At 70.6% G+C, this 26694-nt stretch carries 25 protein-coding genes; 23 read left to right on the top strand and 2 right to left on the bottom strand.

Annotated features, from left to right (window positions below):
* Positions 1–172: 172 nt before the first annotated feature.
* Together glyA and BEI_RS14125 are read left to right on the top strand one after the other, a co-directional pair.
* Positions 173–1438: a serine hydroxymethyltransferase gene (glyA, locus tag BEI_RS14130; protein ID WP_097790120.1), complete on the top strand. Its 1266-nt coding sequence runs from the start codon at positions 173–175 to the stop codon at positions 1436–1438.
* 145 nt (positions 1439–1583) lie between these two features.
* Positions 1584–2570 (top strand): OmpA family protein, encoded by a 987-nt coding sequence (locus tag BEI_RS14125; protein WP_097790119.1) that lies wholly within the window; start codon positions 1584–1586, stop codon positions 2568–2570.
* Here the strand turns inward: BEI_RS14125 and BEI_RS14120 are convergent.
* A complete protein-coding gene (locus tag BEI_RS14120; RefSeq protein WP_097790118.1) occupies positions 2567–3115 on the bottom strand; it encodes a FlgO family outer membrane protein in 549 nt (182 codons plus the stop codon). The genes BEI_RS14125 and BEI_RS14120 overlap by 4 nt on opposite strands.
* 176 nt (positions 3116–3291) lie before the next feature.
* Between BEI_RS14120 and BEI_RS14115 the strand changes: the two genes are divergently transcribed.
* The 8 genes from BEI_RS14115 (at position 3292) to BEI_RS14080 (ending at position 10581) form a co-directional block, all read left to right on the top strand.
* Positions 3292–4701 carry an MBL fold metallo-hydrolase RNA specificity domain-containing protein gene (locus tag BEI_RS14115; protein ID WP_097790117.1) on the top strand — a complete coding sequence of 470 codons (1410 nt, stop codon included), beginning with the start codon at positions 3292–3294 and terminating at the stop codon, positions 4699–4701.
* A gap of 382 nt (positions 4702–5083) precedes the next feature.
* Positions 5084–5953, top strand: a complete 870-nt coding sequence (locus tag BEI_RS14110) for an MBL fold metallo-hydrolase (protein ID WP_097790116.1) — start codon at positions 5084–5086, stop codon at positions 5951–5953.
* 19 nt (positions 5954–5972) lie between these two features.
* Positions 5973–6392: a protein tyrosine phosphatase family protein gene (locus tag BEI_RS14105; protein ID WP_097790115.1), complete on the top strand. Its 420-nt coding sequence runs from the start codon at positions 5973–5975 to the stop codon at positions 6390–6392.
* A 44-nt stretch (positions 6393–6436) separates the two neighbouring features.
* Positions 6437–7723 (top strand): NAD(P)/FAD-dependent oxidoreductase, encoded by a 1287-nt coding sequence (locus BEI_RS14100; RefSeq protein ID WP_097790114.1) that lies wholly within the window; start codon positions 6437–6439, stop codon positions 7721–7723.
* A complete protein-coding gene (locus BEI_RS14095; RefSeq protein ID WP_227644483.1) occupies positions 7723–9498 on the top strand; it encodes a SulP family inorganic anion transporter in 1776 nt (591 codons plus the stop codon). The genes BEI_RS14100 and BEI_RS14095 overlap by 1 nt, the downstream gene beginning before the upstream one ends.
* Positions 9495–9686 (top strand): YgaP family membrane protein, encoded by a 192-nt coding sequence (locus tag BEI_RS14090; RefSeq protein ID WP_097790113.1) that lies wholly within the window; start codon positions 9495–9497, stop codon positions 9684–9686. Before BEI_RS14095 ends, BEI_RS14090 begins: the two co-directional genes overlap by 4 nt.
* Positions 9687–9709: 23 nt before the next feature.
* The gene (locus BEI_RS14085) at positions 9710–10171 is read left to right on the top strand and encodes a YeeE/YedE family protein (RefSeq protein WP_097790112.1); all 462 of its coding nucleotides are present in this window, start codon (positions 9710–9712) and stop codon (positions 10169–10171) included.
* Positions 10168–10581, top strand: a complete 414-nt coding sequence (locus BEI_RS14080) for a DUF6691 family protein (RefSeq protein ID WP_227644482.1) — start codon at positions 10168–10170, stop codon at positions 10579–10581. The genes BEI_RS14085 and BEI_RS14080 overlap by 4 nt, the downstream gene beginning before the upstream one ends.
* Positions 10582–10605: 24 nt before the next feature.
* On the opposite strand, the gene dsbG is transcribed toward BEI_RS14080, so the two are convergent.
* A complete protein-coding gene (gene dsbG / locus BEI_RS14075; RefSeq protein ID WP_097790111.1) occupies positions 10606–11355 on the bottom strand; it encodes a thiol:disulfide interchange protein DsbG in 750 nt (249 codons plus the stop codon).
* Positions 11356–11480: 125 nt separating this feature from the next.
* On the opposite strand from dsbG, the gene nrdR reads away from it, so the two are divergent.
* From nrdR to ilvD, 13 genes are all read left to right on the top strand, one after another.
* Positions 11481–11960, top strand: coding sequence for a transcriptional regulator NrdR (gene nrdR, locus BEI_RS14070; protein WP_097790110.1), 480 nt, complete (start codon positions 11481–11483; stop codon positions 11958–11960).
* Between the two features lie 2 nt (positions 11961–11962).
* Positions 11963–13093, top strand: a complete 1131-nt coding sequence (gene ribD, locus BEI_RS14065; protein ID WP_097790109.1) for a bifunctional diaminohydroxyphosphoribosylaminopyrimidine deaminase/5-amino-6-(5-phosphoribosylamino)uracil reductase RibD — start codon at positions 11963–11965, stop codon at positions 13091–13093.
* A gap of 321 nt (positions 13094–13414) precedes the next feature.
* Positions 13415–14581, top strand: coding sequence for a bifunctional 3,4-dihydroxy-2-butanone-4-phosphate synthase/GTP cyclohydrolase II (gene ribBA / locus BEI_RS14060; protein ID WP_097790108.1), 1167 nt, complete (start codon positions 13415–13417; stop codon positions 14579–14581).
* A gap of 87 nt (positions 14582–14668) precedes the next feature.
* Positions 14669–15166 carry a 6,7-dimethyl-8-ribityllumazine synthase gene (gene ribH, locus BEI_RS14055; protein ID WP_097790107.1) on the top strand — a complete coding sequence of 166 codons (498 nt, stop codon included), beginning with the start codon at positions 14669–14671 and terminating at the stop codon, positions 15164–15166.
* Positions 15163–15663 (top strand): transcription antitermination factor NusB, encoded by a 501-nt coding sequence (gene nusB / locus BEI_RS14050; RefSeq protein ID WP_097790106.1) that lies wholly within the window; start codon positions 15163–15165, stop codon positions 15661–15663. Before ribH ends, nusB begins: the two co-directional genes overlap by 4 nt.
* Positions 15664–15676: 13 nt before the next feature.
* A complete protein-coding gene (gene thiL, locus BEI_RS14045) occupies positions 15677–16630 on the top strand; it encodes a thiamine-phosphate kinase (RefSeq protein WP_097790105.1) in 954 nt (317 codons plus the stop codon).
* Positions 16627–17100: a phosphatidylglycerophosphatase A family protein gene (locus tag BEI_RS14040; protein ID WP_097790104.1), complete on the top strand. Its 474-nt coding sequence runs from the start codon at positions 16627–16629 to the stop codon at positions 17098–17100. Before thiL ends, BEI_RS14040 begins: the two co-directional genes overlap by 4 nt.
* A 46-nt stretch (positions 17101–17146) precedes the next feature.
* Positions 17147–18382 (top strand): DUF945 family protein, encoded by a 1236-nt coding sequence (locus tag BEI_RS14035; protein WP_097790103.1) that lies wholly within the window; start codon positions 17147–17149, stop codon positions 18380–18382.
* An 84-nt stretch (positions 18383–18466) separates the two neighbouring features.
* Positions 18467–20908, top strand: coding sequence for an endopeptidase La (lon, locus tag BEI_RS14030; protein ID WP_097790102.1), 2442 nt, complete (start codon positions 18467–18469; stop codon positions 20906–20908).
* A 208-nt stretch (positions 20909–21116) separates the two neighbouring features.
* Complete coding sequence (thiB, locus tag BEI_RS14025) at positions 21117–22124, top strand: thiamine ABC transporter substrate binding subunit (RefSeq protein WP_097790101.1); 1008 nt, start codon at positions 21117–21119, stop codon at positions 22122–22124.
* Positions 22100–23797, top strand: coding sequence for a thiamine/thiamine pyrophosphate ABC transporter permease (gene thiP / locus BEI_RS14020; RefSeq protein ID WP_097790100.1), 1698 nt, complete (start codon positions 22100–22102; stop codon positions 23795–23797). Before thiB ends, thiP begins: the two co-directional genes overlap by 25 nt.
* Positions 23781–24425 (top strand): ATP-binding cassette domain-containing protein, encoded by a 645-nt coding sequence (locus BEI_RS14015; RefSeq protein ID WP_097790099.1) that lies wholly within the window; start codon positions 23781–23783, stop codon positions 24423–24425. Before thiP ends, BEI_RS14015 begins: the two co-directional genes overlap by 17 nt.
* A 360-nt stretch (positions 24426–24785) precedes the next feature.
* On the top strand, positions 24786–26630 hold the full coding sequence (gene ilvD, locus BEI_RS14010) for a dihydroxy-acid dehydratase (protein WP_097790098.1): 1845 nt from the start codon (positions 24786–24788) through the stop codon (positions 26628–26630).
* Positions 26631–26694 lie beyond the last annotated feature (64 nt).

Below are 26694 nucleotides of genomic sequence, written 5' to 3'. Positions count from 1 at the left end.
GTCGTAGGGGAGATAAGCGCCAGCGCATCTGCCAGGATCCCTGCCTTCAGGATTTCTTAAGCGAGCATAAGAAATGATGGGGCGCAGGATGACGGGCTTTCATGTGAAAGCCGCCATGGGCTGGGGTATCATGAGGGCCTTCGATTCTCCCGTGACGCGAGGTTCCCCGCCGATGTTCAGCCGTGATATGCAGATTGCCGGTTTCGATGACGCCCTGTTCGACGCGATGCAGAAGGAAAGCGCGCGTCAGGAGGCGCACATCGAGCTGATCGCCTCCGAGAACTACGCCAGTCCTCGGGTCATGGAGGCCCAAGGCAGCCAGCTGACCAACAAGTATGCGGAAGGCTACCCCGGCAAGCGTTACTACGGCGGCTGCGAGTACGTCGACGTCGTCGAGCAACTCGCCATCGACTATGCCAAGGAGCTGTTCGGCGCCTCCTATGCCAACGTCCAGCCCCACTCCGGTTCCCAGGCCAACGGCGCCGTCTTCCAGGCCCTGGTCAAGCCGGGCGACACCGTGCTGGGCATGAGCCTCGATGCCGGCGGTCACCTGACCCACGGTGCCCGCCCGAACTTCTCCGGCAAGCACTACAATGCCGTGCAGTACGGCATCGACGAGAACGGCCGCATCGACTACGACGAAGTGGCCCGCCTGGCCCGCGAGCACCAGCCGAAGATGATCATTGCCGGCTTCTCGGCCTATTCCCAGATCATCGACTGGGCCAGGTTCCGCGAGATCGCCGACGAGGTGGGCGCCTACCTGCTGGTCGACATGGCCCACATCGCCGGCCTGGTGGCCGCCGGGGTCTACCCGACGCCGCTGCCCCACGCCCACGTGGTGACCACCACCACCCACAAGACCCTGCGCGGTCCCCGTGGCGGCCTGATCCTCTCCAGCGAGGGCGACGCGGACATCGAGAAGAAGCTGCAGTCCGCGGTCTTCCCGGGCAGCCAGGGCGGCCCCCTGGAGCACGTCATCGCCGCCAAGGCGATCTGCTTCAAGGAAGCCATGGATCCCGAGTTCAAGACCTACCAGCAGCAGGTAGTCAAGAACGCCCAGGTCATGGCCGGCGTCTTCATCGAGCGTGGCTTCGACATCGTCTCCGGCGGCACCGAGGATCACCTCTTCCTGCTGTCCCTGGTCAAGCAGGGCCTGACCGGCAAGGATGCGGACGCCGCCCTGGGCCGCGCCCACATCACGGTCAACAAGAACGCCGTGCCGGGCGATCCCCAGAGCCCCTTCGTGACCTCCGGCCTGCGCATCGGCACCCCGGCGGTGACCACCCGCGGCTTCGGCGAGACCGAGTGCCGCGACCTGGCCGGCTGGATCTGCGACATCCTCGACGTCATGGCCAGGGGCGACGACACCGCCGCCATCGAGGCCGAGGTCAAGGGCAAGGTCGAGGACGTCTGCGGCCGCTTCCCCGTCTACCGCTGATCCGCGCCCGACCCCGTCGACGTCCCGGCCTGTCCGGGACGGGGCGTCGTGCATTCAGCGCCCGGAAGCGGGCCCTGTTCGGCCCTTTGCGTGCCGGGCGGCTGGGCTAGGCTTGGCGCCTTCGCAGGAAGGACCGAGTCGAGTCATGCTGGAACACCGTGGGCCCTCCCGGCACGAGTCCCTGTTGCCTCCGGGGCGGGAGGATGAGAGCGCTCAGGGCTGGATGGTCAGCTACATCGATGTGATGACCCTGCTGGTGGCGCTCTTCGTGCTGGTCATCGCCCTCTCCGATCGCCTGTCACCCCCCGAGGGAGGCGAGGCGGGGGCCGAGCCCGGGGACGGGGTCACCCCGGCGCGGTTCGGCGTGCCCCTCCCGCCGGCCCTGCGTCAGGCCCGGGCCGAGGCGCCGCCCCCGGCTCGGTCCACGGGGCTGGCGCCGACGGCGATCACCGCGGCCCTGGGCGTGGCCGGCCTGCCGACGCGTCGCGCTCCCGCGCCGCCGACGCTGCTGGCGAGTCACCCGGAAGCGCCGGCCGGTGACGTTCCGGCCATGTCGCTGCCCCGACTGGCGCTGCCCTCCGGCATCGAACTCTCGGCGCCACTCGCCGACTACATGGTGATCCTCACCGATCGGCTGCCGGCCGGCGTGGAGGCGGCGCCCGAGGCCGCCGGCGAACGCCTGACCCTGGCCGCCCGGGAGGTCGCCGAGGAAGTGGCCTCCGCTCCCTACCTGCCGAACCTGGAGGGCGTGGAGGTCTCGCGGGTGCCGGAGGGCATGCGGCTGCGGGTCGAGGATCGCCTGCTGTTCCCCTCGGGCCAGGCCGAGCTCACCGAGGCGGGCCGCGCCCTGGTGGCCGAGCGCCTCCGCGAGGTGGTGGCTCGCCACGTCGGGGAGGTGGCCGTCCAGGGCCATACCGACGACCGGCCGATCCGCACGCCGCGCTTCCCCTCCAACTGGGCGCTGTCCAGTGCCCGGGCCATCGCCATCGTCGAGGCGCTGATCGAGGCCGGCGTCGAGCCCGGCCGGCTGCGCGCCGTGGGGCTGGCCGACACCCGCCCCCTCGCCGCCAACGACACCCCCGAGGGACGCGCCCGGAATCGGCGGGTCGAGGTGGTGATCCAGGCCCGTTAGGGCGACCAGCCGTTCAGCATGGCGCGCAGGTCGTTGGTCAGCGGCAGGCGGATCGTGGTCGCGGCCATCGCATTGGCGTCCCCCACCCGCACCACCCTCAGGGTCAGGTAGAGGCTCTCCTCGCCCACGGCGTAGGTGCCCACCAGCAGCGAACGGGCCCCCTGGTCGACCCCGATTCGCGGCGCCAGCCGCGACAGCATCAGCTCGCCGGTGCCTTCCTCGACGTAGAGGCTGCCGCGCAGACGCACCTCCCGCACCCTCAGGCCGGCCTCGGTCAGGGCGGCGGCGGCGATCTCGGTGGCCAGGCGCCCCAGGGTCGAGGAGCGTCCCAGATCGTCGATATCGACCAGGGTGGTGGCGATCAGCGGATCGTATTCCGCCAGGCGGGGTTGTGACGCGACCATCTCGGCCGTCGCCGTGGTCAGGACCTCGTCCAGGGTGGTGGGCGGTACCGGCGCTTCCGAGAGGGTGGCGCAGCCGGTCAGGCCGACGGCCAGGCCGGCGGCGAGGACGCAGCGAAGGAGCGGGCGTGGCGATGCGGACATGGGCAGGGCGTTCCTTTCAAGTCGGCGAGACGGGGCCAGGGCGGCGGCACGAACGAGGGCGTGCCCTCGCCGTTCCTTCATCGGCGACCGCGCGGGAGACTTGAACGCCGGGCGGTCAACGACGGGCTTCGTTATGCTGAGCGGGAAGGACCGAACCGATGACGAGGAGAGGTGCCATGTCGACGTTGACCTTCCTGGGCGCGGTGGGCGAAGTCACCGGCTCCCGCTATCTGCTCGAGGTGGATGGCGATCCCCGGCCCCACAAGCTGTTGCTGGAGTGCGGCATGCACCAGGGCGGGCGCGAGGCCGAGGGGGCCAATGCCGTGCCCTTCGGGCGCCTGGTCGAGCAGCTCGAGGCGGTGGTGCTGTCCCATGGCCACCTGGATCATGCGGGGCTCCTGCCCAAGCTGGTCCGGGAGGGATATCGAGGCCCGATCCATTGCACGGCCGACACCGCCGAGCTCCTCGAGATCATGCTGGTCGACGCCGCCTTCGTGATGGCCAAGGACGTCGAATGGGAGAATCGCTGGCGGGCACGGAACGGCAAGCCGGCCATCGAGCCGCTCTACGACGAGGACGACGTGGCCCGGACCCTCTCGCTCTGCGAGCCCCATGGCTACGGCCAGCCCGTGCACCTGCCCGGTGGCGTGACCCTGGTGTTTCGTGATGCCGGCCATATCCTGGGCTCGGCCATCGTCGAGCTGGGCATTCCCTCCGGCGGCCAGCAGCGCCGGCTGGTGTTCTCGGGCGACCTGGGCAATCCCGCCTCGGTGCTGATGAAGGACCCCGAGAAGGTCTATGACGCCGACCTGGTGCTGATGGAGAGCACCTACGGCGACCGGGATCACCGCCCCCTGGAGGAGACCCTCGAGGAGTTCGCCCGGGTGCTGGAGGAGGCACACGCGGACGGGGGCAACGTGCTGATCCCGGCCTTCGCCGTGGGCCGGACCCAGGAGATCCTCTACCACCTGAGCGTGCTCTACCATGAAGGCCGGCTGCGCCAGCAGATGGTCTTCCTCGACAGCCCCATGGCGATCCGCGTCACCGAGCTCTATGCCCGCAAGCGCAAGGCACTCGATCCCGATGACCTCAAGGTCCTCAACGTGGCCGCCCATGGCGACCCCGGCCGGTACCTGCCGATCCTGCGCCTGACGCGCACCGTGGAGGAGTCCATGGCCATCAACCGCATCCACGGCGGGGCCATCGTCATCGCCGGCGCCGGCATGTGCAACGGCGGGCGCATCGTCCATCACTTCCGCTACAACCTGGAGCGGCCCAGCACCCGCCTGGTGATCGTGGGCTTCCAGGCGGAGGGTACCCTGGGCCGCCAGATCGTCGACGGCGCCGAGCGAGTCCGGGTGCTGGGCGAGGAGCTGGCCGTCAAGGCCCGGGTCCACACCCTGGGCGGCTTCTCCGCCCATGCCGGTCAACGCCAGCTGATCGGCTGGGCCGGCGCCTTCCGCGACCATCCCCGCTTCTATCTGGTGCACGGCGAGCCCGGAGCCCAGCAGGCGTTGCAGGCGGCGCTGGCCGGGAGCGGCATCGATGCCGAGATTCCTGCCTACCGACAGCGCATCGAGCTCTGACCGCCCCTCGTCTCCGACGACGCTTCCCTCCCTCGCACCCCAGCCCCCGACGCGTCGTCAGGGGCGCCATGTCTCCCTTCCCCTGACCCGGCAAGGCGCTGACTCGAACTTGCGGCAGGTCAAGGAACGCCGGCTAGCACCCGCTAATGTCAAGACTGGGGCCGGACCGATGCCGGGTGGCCGGGCGCCCCATGGCTCAACGCCGGGGCGTTGCATGTCCCCGAGTCATGGATCATAGCGCCCGGCGATCTTTCCCGGCTCCCATATTCCAAAAAAGTCTAACTTTAGATTAAATTATTTGTTTATCATGCGGTCATACCCGCAGACCCGGGACGCGCCGAGATCGCCGTCCCCCATCCTTCGCGGCCAACGGAGGCACACCATGTCCCAGCAGCCCATCGTCAAGGCCTTCTTCGACGAGCCCACCAATACCTTCAGCTACGTGGTCCGCGATCCGGACTCGAATGCCTGCGCCATCCTCGACTCGGTACTCGATTTCGACTACGCCGCCGGGCGCACCGACGTGCGCTCCGCCGACGAGATCATCGCCCATGTCGAGGGCGAGGGCCTGACCGTCGAGTGGATCCTCGAGACCCATGTTCATGCCGACCACCTCTCGGCGGCTCCCTACCTGCAAGAGAAGCTCGGCGGCAGGACCGGCATCGGTGGGCGCATCACCGAGGTCCAGGAGATCTTCGGCAAGGCCTTCAACGCCGGCACCGAGTTCGCCCGGGATGGCAGCCAGTTCGATCGCCTCTTCGAGGAGGGCGACACCTTCGCGATCGGCGGCCTGGAAGGGCGGGTGCTGCACACCCCGGGCCACACCCCGGCCTGCCTGACCTATGTGATCGGCGACGCCGCCTTCGTCGGCGACACCCTCTTCATGCCCGACTACGGCACGGCGCGCTGCGACTTCCCCGGCGGCGACGCCCGCACCCTCTACCGTTCCATCCAGAAGGTGCTGGCGCTGCCCGGCGAGACCCGGCTCTTCCTGTGCCACGACTACAAGGCCCCGGATCGCGAGGAATACCAGCACGAGACCACCGTGGCCGAGCAGCGTGCCCACAACATCCATGTCCACGAGGGCATCGGCGAGGACGACTTCGTCAGGATGCGCACCGAGCGCGATGCCACCCTCGGCATGCCGCGTCTGATCCTGCCCTCGGTGCAGGTCAACATGCGCGCCGGCGAGATGCCTCCCGCCGAGGACAACGGCCAGGTGTACCTCAAGGTACCGATCAACCGCTTCTGATCCCGAAGGAGAGACGTCCATGAAGATTCAGCAACTCGAGCCGGGGGTGGCCATCGCCGACGCGATCAGCGTCGCCGATCTCGACGAGGTGGCGCGCCGGGGCTTCCAGTCGGTGATCTGCAACCGCCGTCCCGGCGAGGCGGAGGATCATCCCGACGACCGTGCGCTTCGCGAGCGAGCCGAGGCCCTGGGCCTGGCCTGGTGCTGCATCCCGGTGACGCCCGGCGAGTACGGCGAGGCGGACATCGAGGCCTTCGGCCGCGCCCTGGACGAGCTGCCGACGCCGATCCTGGCGTTCTGCCGCACCGGGAGACGAGCCGTGCATCTCTGGGCCCGGTCCCGGGCCCGCGAGCCGGGCTGCGATATCCCGGCGCTGCTGGAAGCCGCCCACGCGGCCGGCCACGATCCCCAGCCGATCCGCGAGATGCTGGACGCCTGACGGCGCCCGCCACGACAACGACAACTCGACCCCGGAGCCACGCCATGCCACATCCGACCTCCCAGACCTCGTCCCGCCGCCACGACGTCGTCGTGATCGGCGGCGGCGCGGCGGGCATCGCCGTGACCGCGAGCCTGCTGAGGCGCCGCGGCGATCTGGACATCGCCATCGTCGAGCCCGCCGAGATGCACAGCTACCAGCCCGGATGGACCCTGGTGGGCGGCGGCGTCTTCTCTGCCGCCATCACCCGGCGGCCCATGGCCGACGTCATCCCGGACAAGGCGACCTGGTACGCGGCCCATGCCGAGCGGGTGGACCCGGGTGCCCGGGAAGTGGTGCTGGGGGATGGCCGCCGGCTCGGCTATACCCGCCTGGTGGTGGCCCCGGGGCTGGTGATCGACTGGGGCGCCATCGAGGGACTGGAAGCGACGCTCGGCCAGCACGGCGTGACCTCCAACTACCGCTTCGATCTGGCGCCCTATACCTGGTCGCTGGTGCAGTCGCTGGAGAAGGGCAGGGCGCTGTTCACCCAGCCGCCCATGCCGATCAAGTGCGCCGGCGCGCCGCAGAAGGCCATGTACCTGTCCTGTGATCACTGGCGTCGCCAGGGCCGCCTGGGGGACATCGAGGTGAGTTTCTGCAACGCCGGTGAGGTGCTGTTCGGCGTCGCCGACTACGTGCCCGCGCTGGAGCACTACATCGATCGCTATGGCATCGAGACGGCCTTCGGCCATCGCCTGGTAGAGGTGGATGGCCCGTCACGCCGGGCGCGTTTCGCCGTGAAGGATGCCGAGGGCGAGCGCGAAGTGGAGAGAGGCTTCGATATGCTCCATGTGGTGCCGCCGCAGAAGGCGCCAGCCTTTATCGCGGCGTCGCAGCTGGGCAACGAGGGCGGGTGGCTGGATCTGGATCCGGAGACGCTCCAGCACGCTCGCCATCCGGCGGTGTTCGGCCTGGGTGACGCCAGCGGCACCGCGAATGCCAAGACCGCCGCGGCGGTGCGCAAGCAGGCCCCGGTGGTGGCCGAAAACCTGCTGGCCTCCCTGGACGACAAGCCCCTGTTGGCGGCCTACCTGGGCTATGGCTCCTGCCCGCTGACCGTGGAGCGGGGGCGTATCGTGCTGGCCGAGTTCGGCTACGGCGGCCAGTTGCAGCCCACCTTCCCGCGCTGGGTCAACGACGGCACCCGGGCGACCCGGCGGGCCTGGTGGCTCAAGGCCAAGCAACTGCCCTGGCTGTACTGGAACGGCATGCTCAAGGGGCATGAGTGGCTGGCCAGGCCGGCCCGCCGCCATGCCGATCGAGACGACACTCAGACCGCGAGAGGCTGATGATCCCTTCACGCTGGCTTCCCCTGATCGGTTGGCTGCACGGCTACCGGCGCGACATCCTGGCTCGCGACCTGCTGGCGGCGGTCATCGTCACCCTGATGCTGGTGCCCCAGGCCCTGGCCTACGCCCTGCTGGCCGGTCTCCCTCCGGAGGTGGGGCTCTATGCCAGCATGCTGCCGCTGGTGCTCTACGCGGTCTTCGGCACCAGCGCCACCCTGGCGGTGGGGCCGGTAGCGGTGGCCTCGCTGATGACCGCCTCGGCGCTCTCCGGCATCGCCGCCCCCGGCAGCGCCGAGTACGTGGGGGCGGCCCTGGTGCTGGCGGCGTTGTCCGGGCTGGTGCTGGTGGCCATGGGCCTGCTGCGTCTCGGGTTCCTCGCCAATTTCCTGAGCCACCCGGTGATCTCGGGATTCGTCACCGCCTCGGGCATCCTGATCGCCGCCAGCCAGCTGCGTCATATCCTCGGCGTGGAGGCCTCCGGCCATAACCTGGTGGAAATGCTCTCGGCGTTGATCGCCTCGCTCGGGGAAGTGAACGTCATCACCCTGGCCATCGGTGGCGGGGTCTGGGGGTACCTGTTGCTGTGCCGGCGGCATCTCAAGGGCGGGCTGCACCGCCTGGGGCTGTCCGCCAGGGCGTCGGACCTGGTGGCCAAGGCCGCGCCGGTCTCGGCGGTGATCGTCACCACCCTGCTGGCCTGGGCCCTGAGGCTCGGCGAACGCGGCGTGGCCCTGGTCGGCGAGGTGCCGAGCGGCCTGCCCAGCCTGGCCCTGCCGAGCCTCGAGCCGGGGCTGTGGTCGAGCCTCGCGCCCTCGGCGGTGCTGATCAGCCTGGTGGGCTTCGTGGAGTCCGTCTCGGTGGCCCAGACCCTGGCCGCCAAGCGACGCCAGCGCATCGACCCCAACCGGGAGCTGATCGCCCTGGGCCTGGCCAATCTCGGTGCCGGCGGAAGCGGCGGCTCGCCGGTGTCCGGCGGCTTCTCCCGCTCGGTGGTCAACTTCGAGGCCGGGGCCGCCACGCCGCTCGCCGGCGCTTTCACGGCGGTCGGCATCGCGCTGGCGACCCTCACCCTGACCACCCCGCTGGCCTTCCTGCCCAAGGCGACGCTGGCGGCCACCATCATCGTCGCCGTGGTCACCCTGATCGACCTGGGCGCCATCAAGCGTACCTGGGCCTATTCCCGGGCCGACGGCGTGGCCATGCTGGCGACCCTGGCGCTGACCCTGGTCCATGGCGTGGAGAGCGGCATCCTGGCGGGGGTGTCGCTGTCCCTGGGCCTGCACCTGTATCGCACCAGCCGCCCCCACAGCGCCGTGGTGGGCCGGGTGCCCGGCAGCGAGCACTTCCGCAACGTGCGCCGCCACGAGGTGGAGACCGACGAGCGCCTGGTCATCCTGCGCGTCGACGAGAGCCTCTATTTCGCCAACGCCCGCTACCTGGAGGACACCGTCATGGCCCTGGCGGCCCGCCAGCCGGGCCTGGCCCATATCGTGCTGGCCTGTCAGGCGGTCAACGTCATCGACGCCTCGGCGCTGGAGAGCCTGGAGGCCATCAACAACCGGCTGAAGGACGCCGGCGTCAGCCTCCATCTGGCCGAGGTCAAGGGGCCGGTGATGGATCGCCTGGAGCACACCGACTTCTACCGGGAGCTGACCGGCCGGATCTTCCTCAGCACCTATGACGCCTGGCGGGCCCTGCACGGGGATGACGCCGGGGTCGTCCCCGCGCCGGACGAGCCGTCCGGCGCTTCCCTCAAGCAAGGAGTCTCACCATGAAGACGAACGTCGGCGGCATCGACAAGATCGCGCGCATCCTGATCGGGGCCCTGCTCATCGTGCTGGCCCTGACCGGCACCATCGGCGCCTGGGGCTGGATCGGGGTGATCCCGCTGGCCACGGGGCTGCTCAATACCTGCCCCCTCTACTCGCTGCTGGGCATCAGCACCTGCAAGCCCCGTCACTGACACCGACAAGGAGGAACGACGACTTGGATATCACGGCAAGCCTGCACGGCCTGATCGGGGGCATCCTGATCGGGCTCTCGGCCACCTGGCTGATGATCACCCTGGGCCGCATCGCCGGCGTCAGCGGGATCATCGGCACCCTGGTCACCGTCCGCCCGAAAGGCGACAGCGCCTGGCGCCTGGCCTTCCTGCTGGGGCTCGTCTCGGGCCCCCTGGCGCTGGCGCTCGACGGCGGCGGGCTGGGCAACGTCCTGGGCCGCCCCGAGGCGGTGATCGGCGAACCCGCCGGCGGCGTCGCCCTGATGCTCGTCGCCGGACTGCTGGTGGGCGTCGGCACCGGCATCGGCAGCGGCTGCACCAGCGGCCACGGGGTCTGCGGCCTGGCGCGGCTGTCGCCGCGTTCGATGGTCGCGACCCTGACCTTCCTGGTGGCGGCGATCGTGACCGTCTTCGTGGTCCGGCATCTGATCGGAGGTGGGGCATGAGCGTCCTGATGGCCTACATCGCCGGATTGCTGTTCGGCCTCGGCCTGGCCGTGTCCGGCATGACCGATCCCGCCCGGGTACTGGGGTTCCTGGATATCCTGGGGGCCTGGGACCCCACCCTGATGTTCGTGCTCGGCGGCGCCGTGGTGACCAACTTCTTCGGCTACCGGCTGGCCCTGCGTCGGCCCAACCCGCTGTTCGCCGGGGCCTTCCAGCTGCCCACCCGGCGCGACCTGGACGGCCGCCTGATCGGCGGCGCGGCGCTGTTCGGCATCGGCTGGGGGCTGTCCGGCTACTGTCCCGGCCCGGCCTTCGCCTCCGTGGCCGGCATCACCGCTCCACTGGCCGCCATGCTCGGCGCCATGATCGTCGGCTGGTTCCTCGCCCGGGCCCTGCCCCAGCGCGGCTAGGCAAGTGGGCGGCACCGAGGGTGGTCAGGGCCGCGGGCCGAGGATCTCGGTGAGGCGTTCCTCGGAGGGCATCCCCTGGTCGGTCTGCAGTCGGTCATCGACCCGGTAGACCAGCCCCGGCGTGGCCACCAGGCCCAGCCGTTCCATCAGGCCATGGTTCTCCTGCAGGGCCAGTTCCCACCGGCGGGGCAGGGGCTCCAGCGGCTCGATCCCGTCGCCTCGCTCGTGGGCGGCCAGGGCCGCGGCCGGGTCCGCGGCGGCCAGCAGCGAGACGGCCAGGCGCGGGCTGTCGTGCTCGAGGATACCCACCATGACGTGGCGCAGCCGGACGCGACCGGCCTCCACCCAGGGGCGGGCGGCCTGCCAGAAGCGGCGGCAGTAGGGGCAGTTGGGGTCGGTGAACACATAGACGGTGCGAGTGGCGTCCGCGTCGCCGTCGGCGATCCAGGCGCTGTCCTGCAGGGCCTGCCAGGTCTCGGCCTCCTGCGGGGCGCGGACCAGCCGGTCGAGGGGGGCCTCGGAGAGGTTGTTCCCCTCCGTGTCCACCAGGTTGCCGATCACGGCATGCTCCCCGTCGGCGGTGACGAAGACCGTCATCGGCCGTCCCCGGGCGCTGGCGGCGTAGCCGGTCAGGCCGCCGGGGGCCGCGAAGCGCCCATGGACGGTCAGTCCCTGGGCCTCGAGGGCCGCGAGCGGGGCCGGCGTCTCCTCGGCGGCGGCGGTGAGGGACAGCAGCAGCGTGGCGGGCAGCAGGGCGCGTGACAGGGCGGGCATGGGATCCTCCGTGAATGCATCGGCCCCCTGAGGACAGCGTCGCGCGCCCGGGGTTCGCTGGGCGCCCTGGCCGCAAAACCGTTACAATGCGGTCACATCGTCTTTCCCGACCTCGGATACCTGCTATGCACTGCCCCTTCTGCGGCGCCCATGACACCCGCGTCACCGACTCCCGCCTGGTCGCCGACGGCGATCAGGTGCGTCGGCGGCGCCAGTGTGCGGCCTGCGGCGAGCGCTTCACGACCTACGAGACCGCCGAGCTGGTGATGCCCCGGGTCATCAAGTCCGACGGCTCCCGGGAGCTGTTCGACGAGGCCAAGCTGCGCGCGGGCATGCTGCGGGCCCTGGAGAAGCGACCGGTCAGTGCCGAATCCATCGAGGCCGCGGTGGAGCGGATTCGCCAGACCCTGCGGGCCCGGGGCGAGCGCGAGGTGCATGCTCGCGATATCGGCGAGGAGGTCATGCACGCCCTCAAGCGCCTCGACCAGGTGGCCTATATCCGCTTCGCCTCGGTCTACCGCCGCTTCCAGGATATCGACGAGTTCCGGGCCGAGATCGATCGCCTGGCCCAGGAGCCCAGCTTCCGCCCCGACGAGTCCGAGTGACCATGACCGACCTGTCCGATTCCCCCGAGGCCTGGATGGCCCGGGCCCTGGTGCTGGCGCGCCGGGGCCTGTACACCACCGATCCCAACCCCCGGGTGGGCTGCGTCCTGGTCAAGGACGGGCGAGCGGTGGGAGAAGGCTGGCACGAGCGGGCCGGCGAGCCCCATGCCGAGATCCATGCCCTTCGCCAGGCCGGCGAGGCCGCCCGCGGCGCCACCGCCTACGTGACCCTGGAACCCTGTTCCCACCAGGGGCGCACCGGTCCTTGCGCCCTGGCCCTCGTCGATGCCGGCGTGGCCCGGGTGGTGGTGGCGATGACCGATCCCAACCCCCTGGTGGCCGGTCGCGGCATCGCCCGGCTGCGCGAGGCCGGCATCGAGGTCGAGGTCGGCCTGCTCGAGGTCGAGGCTCGGGCCCTCAATCCCGGCTTCGTCTCGCGCATGGCCCGGGGCCGCCCCTTCGTGCGGCTGAAGATGGCCATGAGCCTGGACGGGCGTACGGCCATGCGCTCCGGCGAGTCCCAGTGGATCACCGGCCCCAGGGCGCGGCGCGAGGTACAGCGCCTGCGCGCGCGCTCCAGCGCCGTGATCACCGGTGTGGAGTCGGTGATCTTCGACAACTCCCGGCTGACGGTACGCGCCGACCAGCTCGAGTTGCCCGACGGCGAGGCCATCGCCGCCCGCCAGCCCCTGCGCGTGGTGGTGGACTCGCGGTTGCGCCTGCCGGAAGCGGCGGCCTGCCTGCGCGAGCCGGGGCGTACCCTGGTGGCCACCGTCGAGGGGCAGGACGGCGAGCACCGGGCCCGTCTCGAGGGCGCCGGGGCCGAGGTGCTGGCGCTGCCTGCCGGGGCGGACGGCCGGGTCGACCTGGCGGCCCTGCTCGCGCACCTGGCCGAGCGCGAGGACGCCAACGAGGTGCTGCTGGAGACCGGTGCCACCCTGGCCGGCGCCATGCTGGACGCCGGCCTGGTCGACGAGATGCAGCTCTTCGTGGCCCCGACCCTGCTGGGCGGCGAGGCCCGGCCGCTGTTCGCCCTGGCGGGGCTCGAGCACATGGCCCAGCAGCGCCCCCTGGAGATCCTCGACATCCGGGCGGTGGGGCGCGACTGGCGCATCACTGCCCGGCCGCGGTGAGCGACAAGCGCCCTTCGGGCAGCTACAAGCTACAAGGTGCAAGCGCCAAGGAAACCCCGAAGGTCGAGGCCTTCGAGGTTTGCTCTCCCTCGGTGAGACTCCATGCTGCTGACTTGCAGCTTGCAGCTTGCAGCTTGCAGCTTGCAGCTTGCAGCTTGCAGCTTGCAGCTTGCAGCTTGCAGCTTGCAGCTTGCCGCTCACGAAACTGGCGCCCGCGGCCGCACCACGGTACCCTGACGCGGTTTCAGAGCGGGCGACGCCCGGCGGCGACCCCGACGTCGTCGCGTCGCGACAGCCGCCGGTAGCATCAATGGAGATTCCATGGAGCACTCCTCCTCCGGGGGCCTGGCCCCCATCGCAGAGCTGATCGAGGACATCCGCCAGGGGCGGATGGTGATCCTCATGGACGACGAGGATCGCGAGAACGAGGGCGATGTCATCATGGCCGCCGAGATGGTCGAGGCCGAGCACATCAACTTCATGGCGCGCCACGCCAGGGGGCTGATCTGCCTGCCCATGACCCGCGAGCGCTGCGAGCGACTGCAGCTGCCGCTGATGGTGCGCGACAACGGCTCCGGCTTCGGCACCAAGTTCACGCTGTCCATCGAGGCCGCCGAAGGGGTGACCACCGGGCTCTCCGCCGCCGACCGGGCGCGGACCGTCCAGGCGGCCGTGGCACGGGACGCCAAGGCGGAGGACATCGTCCAGCCCGGCCACATCTTTCCGCTGATGGCCGAGCCCGGCGGGGTGCTGCGCCGCGCCGGCCATACCGAGGCGGCCTGCGACCTGGCGGCCCTGGCCGGCCTGGACCCCAGCGGCGTGATCTGCGAGGTGATGAACGAGGACGGCAGCATGGCCCGCCGGCCCGAGCTCGAGCGGTTCGCCCGCGAGCACGGCCTGAAGATGGGCACCATCGCCGATCTCATCCACTACCGCATCCACAACGAGCAGACCGTGGAGCCCCAGGAGTCGATGCCGGTGCAGACGCCCCACGGCGAGCTGATGTTGCACGTCTTCCGCGACCGCATCCAGGGCGCCCACCATCTGGCCCTGGTCAAGGGACACCCCCATCCCGAGGCCCTGACCACCGTGCGGGTCCACCTGGCCAACGTGATGCGCGACCTGCTGTCGCTTCAGAAGGGCGACGTGGCCGGCTGGACCGCCCATGAGGCCATCGCCGAGGTGGCCCGCGCCGACCAGGGCGTCTTCGTGCTGCTCGACGACGGCCGTCCGCGCCAGGACCTCCAGGACCTGCTCGACGTCTTCCTCGAGCGGCGTCGCCCGCCGCGCACCACCGACTCCGACGGTGCCGGCAACTACCTCACCATCGGCACCGGCTCGCAGATCCTGCGCGACCTGGGCGTGGGGCGCATGCGCCTGCTCAGCTCGCCCTGGAAGTTCTCGGCGCTGTCGGGCTTCGACCTCGAAGTGGTCGAGCGCCTCGAGCCCGGCCAGGCGCCGGCCGCCGAGGCCGGCGACGGCATCTGAGCCAGCTTCGTTCAACGCATTGACACGACGCCGCCCCCGCGGCGTCATGTGGATTCCGTACCCCTCGGGTTCAGCAGGAAAGAGACCATGCAACCGATTTCCCAAGTCGAAGGCAGCTTCGTCGACGTCGATGGCCGCTACGTGATCGTGGTGGGCCGCTTCAACCATCATGTGGTGGACAGCCTGGTGGAGGGCGCCGTGGACAGCCTGGTGCGTCACGGCGTGGACGCCGACAACATCGACATCGTCCACACCCCCGGCGCCTGGGAGCTGCCGCTGGCCATCAAGCGGGTGCTCCAGGTGGCCCGCCCCGAGGCGGTCATCGCCCTGGGCGCGGTGATCCGCGGCGGCACGCCCCATTTCGAGTACGTGGCCGGCGAGTGCAACTCGGCCATGAACCGCCTGCAGCTGGAGTTCGATACCCCGGTGGCCAACGGCGTGCTCACCGTCAACTCCATCGAGCAGGCCATCGAGCGCGCCGGCACCAAGGCCGGCAACAAGGGCGCCGAGGCGGCCATGGCGGCCATGGAGATGGTCTCGCTGCTGCGCTGCTTCGGCGACGACGGCGCGGAGGAGGCCCGATGAGCGAGCGCCGAAGGGAGCCGTCCAGGGCCCAGCAGGGGCGTCATGCGGCCCGGGAGCTCGCGGTTCAGGGGCTCTATCAGTGGCAGTTGACCGGCAAGTCGATCGCCGCGGTGGAGGCCGAGTTCCGCAGCCAGGTGGCCGACGAGGATCTGGAGGATCACGAGAACTGGCACAAGGTCATGGAGATCGCCGACCTGGCGCTCTTCCACCAGCTGCTGCATGAGGTGGTCCGCCACCGTGCCGAGCTGGATGCCGCCATCGCCCCGCTGCTCGACCGCCGGCTCGAGGACCTCGACCTCATCGAGCTGGCCATCCTCCGCCTGGGCGCCTACGAGCTCGCCAAGCGTCCCGAGGTCCCCTACCGCGCGGTGATCAACGAGGGCGTCGAGCTGGCCAAGTCCTTCGGCGCCACCGAGGGGCACAAGTACGTCAACGGCATCCTCGACAAGCTCGCCGCCAGGCTCCGCGGCGCCGAGGTCAGCGCGCGGCGTCGCTGAAGGCCGAGACCGGATGCACAGCGAATTCGAGCTGATCGCCCGCTACCTCGCCCCGGCTCCGGCGACCCCCGACCAGGGCGTCACCCTCGGGGTGGGTGACGACTGCGCCCTGCTGGCGACCACGCCCGGCGAGCGACTGGCGGTGAGCGTCGACACCTCCGTCGCCGATGTCCACTTCCCCGCGGGTGCGCCCGCGGCGGCCATCGGCCACCGGGCGCTCGCCGTCAGCCTGAGCGATCTGGCCGCCATGGGGGCCCGGGCGCGCTGGTGCCTGATGTCGCTGACCCTGCCCGAGGCGGACGATGCCTGGGTCGCCGCCTTCGCCGAGGGCTTCCATGCCCTGTGCGAGGCGACCGGCGTCGCCCTGGCCGGCGGCGATGTCACCCGGGGCGAGCTGGCCGTGGGGGTCACCGTCATGGGCGAGGTGCCGCCGGCCCTGGCCCTGACCCGCGGCGGGGCGCGGCCCGGCGACGTCCTGGCGGTGACCGGCGCGCTGGGCGGCGGCGCCGGCGGTCTGGCGCGCTGGCAAGCCGGCCGGCGCGATCCCGGGGATCCGCTGCTGGCGCGTTACCTGACCCCCCGGCCACGGCTGGCGGCCGGCCTGGCGCTGCGCGACCTGGCGACCTCGGCCATCGACGTCTCCGACGGCCTGCTCGCCGACCTGGGGCACCTGCGCCAGGCCTCGGGGCTGGGCGCCGCCCTGGACCCGGAGCGGCTGCCCCTGGCCGAGGGGCTCGTCGATGCCCTGGGCGAGGCGGGCGCGCGCCGCGCCGCCCTGGCCGGCGGCGACGACTACGAGCTGCTGGTGACCCTGCCCGGCGAACGCCTGGAGGAGGCCCGAGCCCGCCTGGCCGGGCAGTCGCTGGCGCTCACGGCGATCGGGACGATCACCGAGACCCCGGGAGTGACCGGCGTCGAGACCGGCGGGACCACCGGGTGGCAGCACTTTTCAGGAGACACGCCATGAACCGTGCCCCCCAGAGCGTCTGGCATCGGCCGGTCCACTTCCTCGCCTTCGGCTTCGGCAGCGGGGCCGTGCCCTTCGCGCCGGGCACCGTCGGCACCCTGGCGGCGATCCCCTTCTACTGGCTGATGTCCGAGCTGCCGTTGGGCTGGTACCTGATGGTGGTGGCGATCACCTTCCTGTGGGGCGTCTGGCTGTGCGAGAAGAGCTCCCGGGACCTGGGCGTCCACGACCACTCCGGCATCGTCTGGGACGAGTTCGTCGGCTACTGGCTGACCATGACCGCGGTGCCGTTCTCCTGGGAGGCCGCCCTCTGGGGCTTCGTGGTCTTCCGGGTGTTCGATGTCTTCAAGCCCTGGCCGATCCGCTGGGCCGACCGACGGGTCGCCGGGGGCTTCGGCATCATGATCGACGACGTCCTGGCCAGCGCCTACGCCTGGAGCACCATGCACCTGTGGTTCTGGCTGCACTGAGGCCCGGGGCGCCGGCGACGGGGCGTCCCGGGACAAGGAGAGGGGAATGCGCAAGGAGCGCCTGATCGTGCCGGTGCTGGCGGTGCTGGCCCTCGCCTGGGCGGTGGCCCAGACGCTCGCCGGCCTGCTCTTCGAGCGGGAGCTGGCCAGGACCCTCGAGGACCTCCAGGCCCGGGGCGAGCTGTCGATCCGCCGCAGCGACGTCCAGCGTGGCTGGCTGACCTCCCGGGGCATCCTGCACGTCTCGTCGCCGTTCGGCCAGGGAAGGCACCTGGACATCGTCTACCGGGCCCGTCATGGCGTGCTGAGCACGCGCCTGGCGGGCACCCTGCGTCCCCACCTGCCCGCCCGGGGCGAGACGTCCCCCGGCGACGTCGAGCTCGCCCCCCCGGACTGGGAGGCGAGCTACAACCCCTTCACCGCCACCTTCGACGGTCGCCTGGAGCTTTCGCCCCTGGTCGTCCACCAGCAGGGGCGCACCCTGACCCTGCAGGGGGGGCGCGTCCTGGTGCAAGGCAGCTTCGGCGACTGGCGACTGAAGGCACGGCTGGCGAGCCTGCGACTCGACGACGGCGAGGCCAGCCTCCGGGCCGGCCCGGTCATCCTGGAGAGCCGGTACGCCTACACGGAAGGGGCCTATCACTTCACCCAGCAGGACCTGTTGCGTCTCCAGGGGCTGGCCTGGCGTTCCCCGGACCTGTCCCTGGATGCCGAAGAGATCGCCCTGCACGGCCGGACCACCCTCGACGAGGAGGAATTGCGCCTGCGCGGCCGCCTGGACCTGGGGGAGATCCGCTCCTCCGGGGAGGTCCTGGCCACGGGGGACCTGACCGCCGAGCTGTCCCGGCTCGATGCCGACGCCCTGCGGACGCTGCTGGCGGCGCTGCGGCGCGAAGCGGCCCGCGGTCCTTCGCCTGCGCCGTGGCGGGAGACGTTGAGCCCCGTGCTGCGTCAGCTGCTCGCCGACTCCCCCCGGCTGGACATCCACTCGATCGATCTCGACAGCCCGATGCTGGGGCTTTCCCTGCAGGGCGAAGGCGTGCTGGTGTTCGATGCCCGCGACCTGGCGGCGCTGGATCCGTCGGCCCTGGACGAGCCGGCGGAGCGCGGCGAGTGGCGTGAGCGCCTCGACGGCGATTTCCTGTGGCGGGACCTGCCGCCGGTCATCGCGCTGTGGCTGGGCCTGCCCCTGGACACCCGGGAACTGCAGATCGACGTGGTGCGCGGCGAGGTGCGCCTCAACGGCCGACCGCTGCCGCCGGTCCTCGAATCCCTGCGATGACTTGAAGTTCGGCTCTCTCGCCCGCATTCCCGAACACATCACATCACGGGTCGCGATGTCCCGCGCCTTCAGGACGAGGTACGCATGAGCGAAGACGATCAGCGCTTTGACGAGGATGGCCTGGAATGGGTCCAGGCCGACGCCGCCACGGACGACGAACTGGAACTCGAACTGGACCAGGGAGCCGGGCATGCGGTGGTGCCGGCCAGTGACACCCTGCCCGAACGGGTCTACCTGCTGCCGATCCACAACCGTCCCTTCTTCCCCGCTCAGGTCCAGCCGCTGGTGATCAACCGCGAGCGTTGGGAGGACACCATCCGCCGCGTCGGCAACACGCCGCACCACATGGTGGGCCTGGCCTTCGTGGGCGAAGCCGGCGTGGACGAGCTGAGCCACGAGGACTTCCCCGAGGTGGGGACCGCGGTGAAGGTCCACAAGCTGCAGGGTGAGGATTCGCAGCTGCAGTTCATCGCCCAGGGCATGCGGCGCTTCCGCATCCAGCGCTGGCTGTCCAAGGAGCCGCCCTACCTGGTGGAGGTCAGCTACCCCAGGGAGCCGGTGGACGCCGAGGACGAGGAGACCCGCGCCTACGCCATGGCGTTGATCAACGGCATCAAGGAGCTGCTGCCGATCAACCCCCTCTACGGCGAGGAGCTCAAGCACTACCTCAATCGCTTCAGCCCCCACGAGCCGGGGCCCTTGACCGATTTCGCCGCGGCGATCACCTCGGCCAAGGGCCCCGAGCTGCAGGACGTGCTGGCCACCCTGCCGGTGATGGAGCGGATGCAGAAGGTGCTGCCGCTGCTGCGCAAGGAGATCGACGTCGCCCGGCTGCAGAGCGAGATCAGCGAGCAGGTCAACGCCCAGATGCAGGAGCGCCAGCGGGAGTTCTTCCTGCGCGAGCAGCTCAAGGTCATCCAGCGCGAGCTGGGCATCTCCAAGGACGACCGCGAGAACGACGTCGACACCTTCCGCGCCCGCCTGGCCGACAAGACGGTGCCCGAGCGGGTCATGGAGCGCATCGACGACGAGCTCGAGAAGCTCTCGGTGCTGGAGACCGGCTCGCCGGAGTACGGCACCACCCGTCACTACCTGGACTGGCTGACCTCGCTGCCCTGGGGCGTCACCAGCGACGACCAGCTCGACCTGGGCCATGCCAGGGTGGTGCTCGACCGCGACCATGACGGCCTCGAGGACGTCAAGGAGCGCATCATCGAGTTCCTCGCCGAGGGCACCTTCAAGGGCGACGTGGGGGGCTCCATCCTGCTGCTGGTGGGCCCCCCCGGGGTCGGCAAGACCTCGGTGGGGCGTTCCATCGCGGAGGCGCTGGGCCGCAAGTTCTACCGGTTCTCGGTGGGCGGCATGCGCGACGAGGCCGAGATCAAGGGCCACCGGCGCACCTACGTGGGCGCCATGCCCGGCAAGCTGGTCCAGGCCATCAAGGAGGTCGACGTCGAGAACCCGGTGATCATGCTCGACGAGATCGACAAGATGGGGCAGTCCTTCCAGGGCGACCCGGCCTCGGCCCTGCTCGAGGTGCTCGACCCCGAGCAGAACGTCGACTTCCTCGACCATTACCTGGACGTGCGCCTGGACCTCTCCAAGGTGCTCTTCGTGTGCACCGCCAACACCCTGGACACCATCCCCGGGCCGCTGCTCGACCGCATGGAGCAGATCCGCCTGTCCGGCTACATCGCCCAGGAGAAGATGGCCATCGCCAAGCATCACCTGTGGCCCAAGCTGCTCGAGCGGGATCGCATCCCCAGGAAGCGCATCAACCTCACCGACGCGGCCCTGCGCCAGGTCATCGAGGGCTATGCCCGGGAAGCCGGGGTGCGTCAGCTCGAGAAGCAGTTGCACCGCATCGTGCGCAAGGCGGCGGTCAAGCTGCTCGAGTACGACCAGCAGAGCGTCAAGGTCTCGGTGAAGAACCTCGAGAGCTTCCTCGGCGCGCCCACCTTCCGCAAGGAGAAGGTGATGAAGGGGGAGGGCGTGGTCACCGGCCTGGCCTGGACCGCCCTGGGCGGCGCGACCCTCTCGGTGGAGGCCGGCAAGGTCCACTCCCTGGACCGCGGCTTCAAGCTGACCGGCCAGCTCGGCGAGGTCATGAAGGAGTCGGCCAACATCGCCTACAGCTATGCCCTGGGCCATCTGAGCGACTACGGTGCCGATGCCGACTTCTTCGACTCGGCCTTCGTGCACCTGCACGTCCCCGAGGGGGCGACGCCCAAGGACGGCCCCTCGGCCGGCGTGACCATGACCACGGCCCTGCTGTCGCTGGCCAAGCACCGACCCATCGGCCGGCCGCTGGCCATGACCGGCGAGCTGACCCTGACCGGGCATGTGCTGCCGGTAGGCGGGATCCGCGAGAAGGTCATCGCCGCCCGGCGCAGCGAGATCTTCGAGGTGATCCTGCCCGAGGCCAATCGCCGCGACTACGAGGAGCTGCCGGACTACCTCAAGGAGGGCGTGACGGTGCACTTCGCCGGCCACTACAAGGATGTGGCCAAGGTGGTGTTCGGTTAGCGAGGAACGAGGTTCGAGGAGTGAGGCGATGGAGTTCGCCGTAGGGTGGGTAAGCGAGCCCGCGAGCGCACCCACCGTTCGGTAGATGCGCTGTCGCTTATCTCCCCTACGCCTGCCGCCGAGCCCCGTCGGTCACGTCCCTCCGCGCGCCCGCCATGGCATAATGGCGGGCGCGCTCGTTTTCATTCCCGAACAACAAGGAACGCTCATGACGTCCAAGCTGCCGGCCGCCGGCCTGGCGCTGGCGACGCTGCTCGCCGGCGGCGCCGCCCAGGCCGATCGGACCCTCACGGTCTATACCTACGAGTCCTTCGTCTCCGAGTGGGGCCCCGGTCCCGGCATCGAGGAGGCCTTCGAGGCCCGCTGCGGCGACTGCGAGCTCGAGTTCGTGGCCTTGCCCGGGGGCGTCGACATCCTCCAGCGGCTGCGGCTGGAAGGGGAGGGCACCGCCGCCGACCTGGTGCTGGGCCTGGACATGAACCTGATGGCCGAGGCTCGGGCGCTGGACCTGCTGGCGCCCCATGGCGTCGACACCCGCCCCCTCGCGCTGCCCATCGACTGGGACGACGATACCTTCCTGCCCTACGACTGGGGGCACTTCGCCTTCGTCTACGACACCGAGCAGCTCGCCACGCCCCCCGGCAGCTTCGAGGAGCTGCTCGAGGCCCCCGAGGACGTCCAGGTGATCCTGCAGGACCCGCGCACCAGCATCACCGGCCAGGGGCTGATGCTGTGGATCAAGCATCTCTATGGCGAGCGGGCCCCGGAGATCTGGGATCGCCTCGACGAGCGGGTGCTGGCCGTCACCAACGGCTGGAGCCAGGCCTACTTCTCGCTGTTCATGAACGGCGAGGCGCCCATGGTGCTCTCCTATGCGACCTCGCCGGCCTACCATATGGGAGTGGAGGGCACCGACCGCTACCAGGCGGCGCACTTCGAGGAGGGGCACTACCTGCAGGTGGAGACCGCCGCCATGGTGGCGAACACCGAGGTGCCGGCGCTGGCCCGGGACTTCCTCGCCTTCGTGCTCACCCCGGACTTCCAGCGCCACATCCCCCTGGGCAACGTCATGAACCCGGCCATCGACCTGGGCGACGAGCTGCCCGAGGTGTTCGGCCGCCTGATCGAGCCGAAGAGCCTGACCTTCACCCCGGAGCAGGTTCGCGCGCATCGCCGCGAGTGGATCCGTGAATGGCTGAACGCCGTGGCCCGGTGACGCCGGTGTCACGCTGGGCCACGCTCTCGCGCTGGCCGCTGGGGTGGGGGCTCGCCGCCTTCACCGCCGTGGTCGGGCTGGGACTCGGCAGCCTGGGGGCGCTGCTGTGGCAGGCCCGGGGGCTGCACCCGGCGATGCTCTGGGAGGAGCCCTGGCTCGCCGCCGTGCTGCGCTTCACCCTCTGGCAGGCGAGTCTCTCGACCCTGCTGTCCATCGGCCTGGCCGTGCCCGTGGCCCTGGCCCTGGCCCGGCGACCCCGCTTCCCGGGCCGGCACCTCCTGCTGCGCGCCATGGAGCTGTCGCTGGTCATTCCCAGCCTGATCGCCCTGTTCGGCCTGGTGGCCGTGCATGGCCGCCGGGGCTGGGCCGCCCCGCTGCGCGACTGGCTCGGCGCCCTGCCGGAGGATTACCTCTACGGGTTGTCGGGGATCGTGCTGGCCCATGTCTTCTACAACCTGCCCCTGGCGGCCCGGCTGATGCTCCAGGCCCTGGAGGAGGCGCCGGCCGCCCAGTGGCGGCTGGCCGGCCAGTTGGGCCTGACCCGTGTCGCCCTGTGGCGGGCCCTGGAGTGGCCGCGCCTGGCGCCCCTGGTGCCCCGGCTCGCGGCGCTCGTGTTCACGCTGTGCTTCACCAGCTTCGCCATCGTCATGACCCTGGGCGGCGGGCCCAACTCCTCGACCCTCGAGGTGGCGCTCTACCAGGCCATGAAGTTCGACCACGACCTGGCCCTGGCCGCCCTGCTGGCGCTGACCCAGCTGACCATCTGCCTGTCCCTGTGGCTCCTGGCCCTGTCCCGGGGTGGCACCCCGAGGCTCGCCGTGAGCGGTCGGCCCGGCCGGCCCCCCGGGCGCTGGTGGCGGCGCGATGCCGGCGGCCTGTCCCGGTTCACCGACTCCCTCTGGCTGGCGGGGCTCGCCGCCCTGCTGTTGCCGCCTCTGGTCGCGGTGCTGGTGGCCGGCATCGTCGGCCTGCCCGAGCTGCCCCAGGGCGCGAGCCTGGCCCCCGCGGCCCTGCGCAGCCTGGTCATGGCACTGGGCGCCGGGCTGGGGGCCCTGGCGCTGGCGGTGGCGCTGCTGGCCGGCAGCCAATGGCTGCGGGCCAGCCGTCGTCCGTTCGAGGCGCTGGTCATGGAAGGGGGAGGGCAGCTGATCCTGGTGATCCCGGCGCTGGTGCTCGGCACCGGCCTCTTCCTGTTGCTGCGCCCGCGACTCGGCAGCGGCTGGGAGGGCTACGCCCTGGTGGTGCTGGTCAACGCCTTCATGGCGCTGCCCTTCGCCATGCAGGTGGTGCGCGGGGCCCTGCCGGGCCTCTCGGCGCCGGAGCAGCGTCTGGCCGACCAGTTCGGTGTGCGGGGCCGGGCGCGGGTGCGCTGGCTGATCTGGCCCCGGCTGCGTCGGCCGCTGGCGCTGGCGCTCGCCTATGCGATGACGCTGTCGCTCGGCGACTTCAGCGTCATCGCCCTGTTCGGCAGCCCCTCGGCCCCGACCCTGCCGATGCTGCTCTTCCAGCAGCTGGGCGGCTACCGCTGGCAGGGAGCGGCGGCCACCGCCATGCTGCTGCTCGCCCTGGTGGCGCTGGTCTTCGCCCTGCTCGACCGGCTGACCCGGCGTCCTCCCCGCCATGCCTGGACATTCCTCCCGCCACGAGAGAGGCGCGATGCTCGACTGTCATGACCTGACCTTCCACTACCGCCGCTGCGATCCGGGGGAAACGCCGGACTTCTGCTTCACCTTCGCCCTTCCCCCGGGGGAGTGCCTGGCGGTGGAGGGGCCGTCGGGGTCGGGGAAGAGCACCCTGCTCGCCTTGCTGGCCGGTTTCCTGGAGCCCGGGGGCGGTCGCCTGACCTGGAGGGGGCGCGACCTCCTGGGGCTGCCACCCTGGGAACGGGGCATCACCACCGTCTTCCAGGATCACAACCTCTTCGACCACCTGCCGGTATGGATCAACGTGGGGCTCGGCCTGGCGCCCGACATGAAACTGTCCCGGGAGCAGCAGGCGCGGATCCGCGAGGGGCTGGCCGAGGTCGGCCTGGCCGGGCTGCACGATCGTCTGCCCGGGGAGCTTTCCGGCGGCCAGCGCCAGCGGGTGGCGCTGTTGCGGGCCCTGCTGCGCGGCTCGCCGCTGCTGCTGCTCGACGAACCCTTCACCGGCCTCGACGAGGCCACCCGCCAGGGCCTCTGGGCCCTCGTGCGTCGCCAGAAGGCCGCGGGGGTGGCGGTGCTGCTGGTCAGTCACGACCGTGACGATATCGAGGCCCTGGCCGATCGGCGCTGCCGGCTGGATAGCGGCCGGCTGGTGTGAGCCGGCGTCGCCGTACGCCGTAAGAGTCAACGGCCGGGGGGGCGGTCCAGCGTAATCATAGTTGAGCCTGACGAGGGGCGCCGGGGACAAGCCGAAGAGGAGGTCCTACGCCAGGGATGGCGTCGGTAGCGTACAGGGAAGTATTCACAGCGCCTCCTCGGAGGCTTGTCGACGGATCAGCCCCGAGCGATACCAGCTAACGGCTGTAGCGCTGGGGAAGGGCGAGGTGTGATCTCCCTGTTGCGCGAGGCCGCAAGGCACTGGCCCCTCGCCCGGGGGCATGACAGAATCGAGCGCACTGGACACCAAGGATCGCCCGGGCCCGACCCAGGGCGGCATGCAGCATTTCAAGAGGACACCATGCCCGAGTATCGCTCCCGCACCACCACCGCCGGCCGCAACATGGCCGGCGCTCGCGCCCTGTGGCGCGCCACCGGCATGAAGGACGACGATTTCCACAAGCCGATCATCGCCGTGGCCAACTCCTTCACCCAGTTCGTGCCCGGGCACGTGCACCTCAAGGACATGGGCCAGCTGGTGGCCCGGGAGATCGAGAAGGCCGGTGGGGTGGCCAAGGAGTTCAACACCATCGCCGTGGACGACGGCATCGCCATGGGCCACGACGGCATGCTCTATTCGCTGCCGAGCCGCGACATCATCGCCGACAGCGTCGAGTACATGGTCAACGCCCACTGCGCCGACGCCCTGGTGTGCATCTCCAACTGCGACAAGATCACCCCGGGGATGCTGATGGCCGCGATGCGTCTCAACATCCCGGTGATCTTCGTCTCCGGCGGCCCCATGGAGGCGGGCAAGACCAAGCTGCTCGACCACGGCCTGGACCTGGTCGACGCCATGGTCATGGCCGCCGACGACAGCGTGGACGACGAGACCCTCAGCGAGGTGGAGCGCAGCGCCTGCCCGACCTGCGGCAGCTGCTCCGGGATGTTCACCGCCAACTCCATGAACTGCCTCACCGAGGCCCTGGGCCTGGCGTTGCCCGGCAACGGCACCCTGGTGGCCACCCATGCCGACCGCCGCCGGCTGTTCGAGACCGCGGGCCACCGCATCGTGGAGCTGGCCAAGCGCTACTACGAGGGCGACGAGGCGCACCTGCTGCCCCGGGCCATCGGTTCCAAGGCGGCATTCAGGAACGCCATGACCCTGGACATCGCCATGGGCGGCTCCACCAACACCATCCTGCACCTGCTGGCCGCGGCCCAGGAGGCCGAGGTCGACTTCACCATGGTGGACATCGACCGGCTGTCCCGGGAGGTGCCGCAGCTGTGCAAGGTGGCGCCCAACACCCAGAAGTACCACATCGAGGACGTGCATCGCGCCGGCGGCATCATGGCCATCCTCGGCGAGCTGGACCGGGCCGGCGTCCTGGACACCCGGGTACCCACCGTCTACGGCGACAGCCTGGCCGAGGCCCTCGAGGCCTGGGACATCATGCGCTCGCCGAGCGCCGAGGTGGTGGAGTTCTACAAGGCCGGTCCCGGCGGGATCCCGACCCAGACGGCGTTCTCCCAGAGCGCCCGCTGGCCCAGCCTCGACGGCGACCGGGCCACCGGCTGCATCCGCGACCTCGAGCATGCCTTCTCGAAGGAGGGCGGCCTGGCGGTGCTCCATGGCAACATCGCCCGGGACGGCTGCGTGGTGAAGACCGCCGGGGTCGACGAGTCGATCCTGGTCTTCGAGGGGCCGGCCCATGTGGTGGAGTCCCAGGACCAGGCCGTGGAACACATCCTCGACGGCCGGGTGAAGGAAGGCGAGGTGGTGGTGATCCGCTACGAGGGCCCCAAGGGCGGCCCGGGCATGCAGGAGATGCTCTACCCGACCTCGTACCTGAAGTCCAAGGGGCTGGGCAAGGCCTGCGCCCTGCTCACCGACGGCCGCTTCTCCGGCGGCACCTCGGGCCTGTCCATCGGGCACGTCTCGCCCGAGGCCGCCGGCGGCGGGGCCATCGGCCTGGTGGAGAGCGGGGACCTCATCCGCATCGACATCCCCAACCGCACCATCGACGTCCGGCTCGCCGACGAGGAGCTCGAGCGTCGCCGGCAGGCCGAGGAGGCCCGCGGACGCGAGGCCTGGAAGCCGAGCATCCAGCGTGACCGCAAGGTCTCGGCGGCCCTCAAGGCCTATGCGCTGCTGGCCACCTCCGCCGACAAGGGAGCGGTGCGCGACCTGACCAAGCTCGATTGAGCGACTGAGCGCGCGCCGGCCCCGGTCTCCGGGGCCGGCGGCGCCCGCCACGACAAGATTCGTT

Source organism: Halomonas beimenensis (assembly GCF_002549795.1).
Classification (GTDB): Bacteria; Pseudomonadota; Gammaproteobacteria; order Pseudomonadales; family Halomonadaceae; genus Halomonas; species Halomonas beimenensis.
The sequence above is the reverse complement of the archived record's forward strand: the minus strand, read 5'-3'. Positions and strand labels throughout refer to the sequence as shown.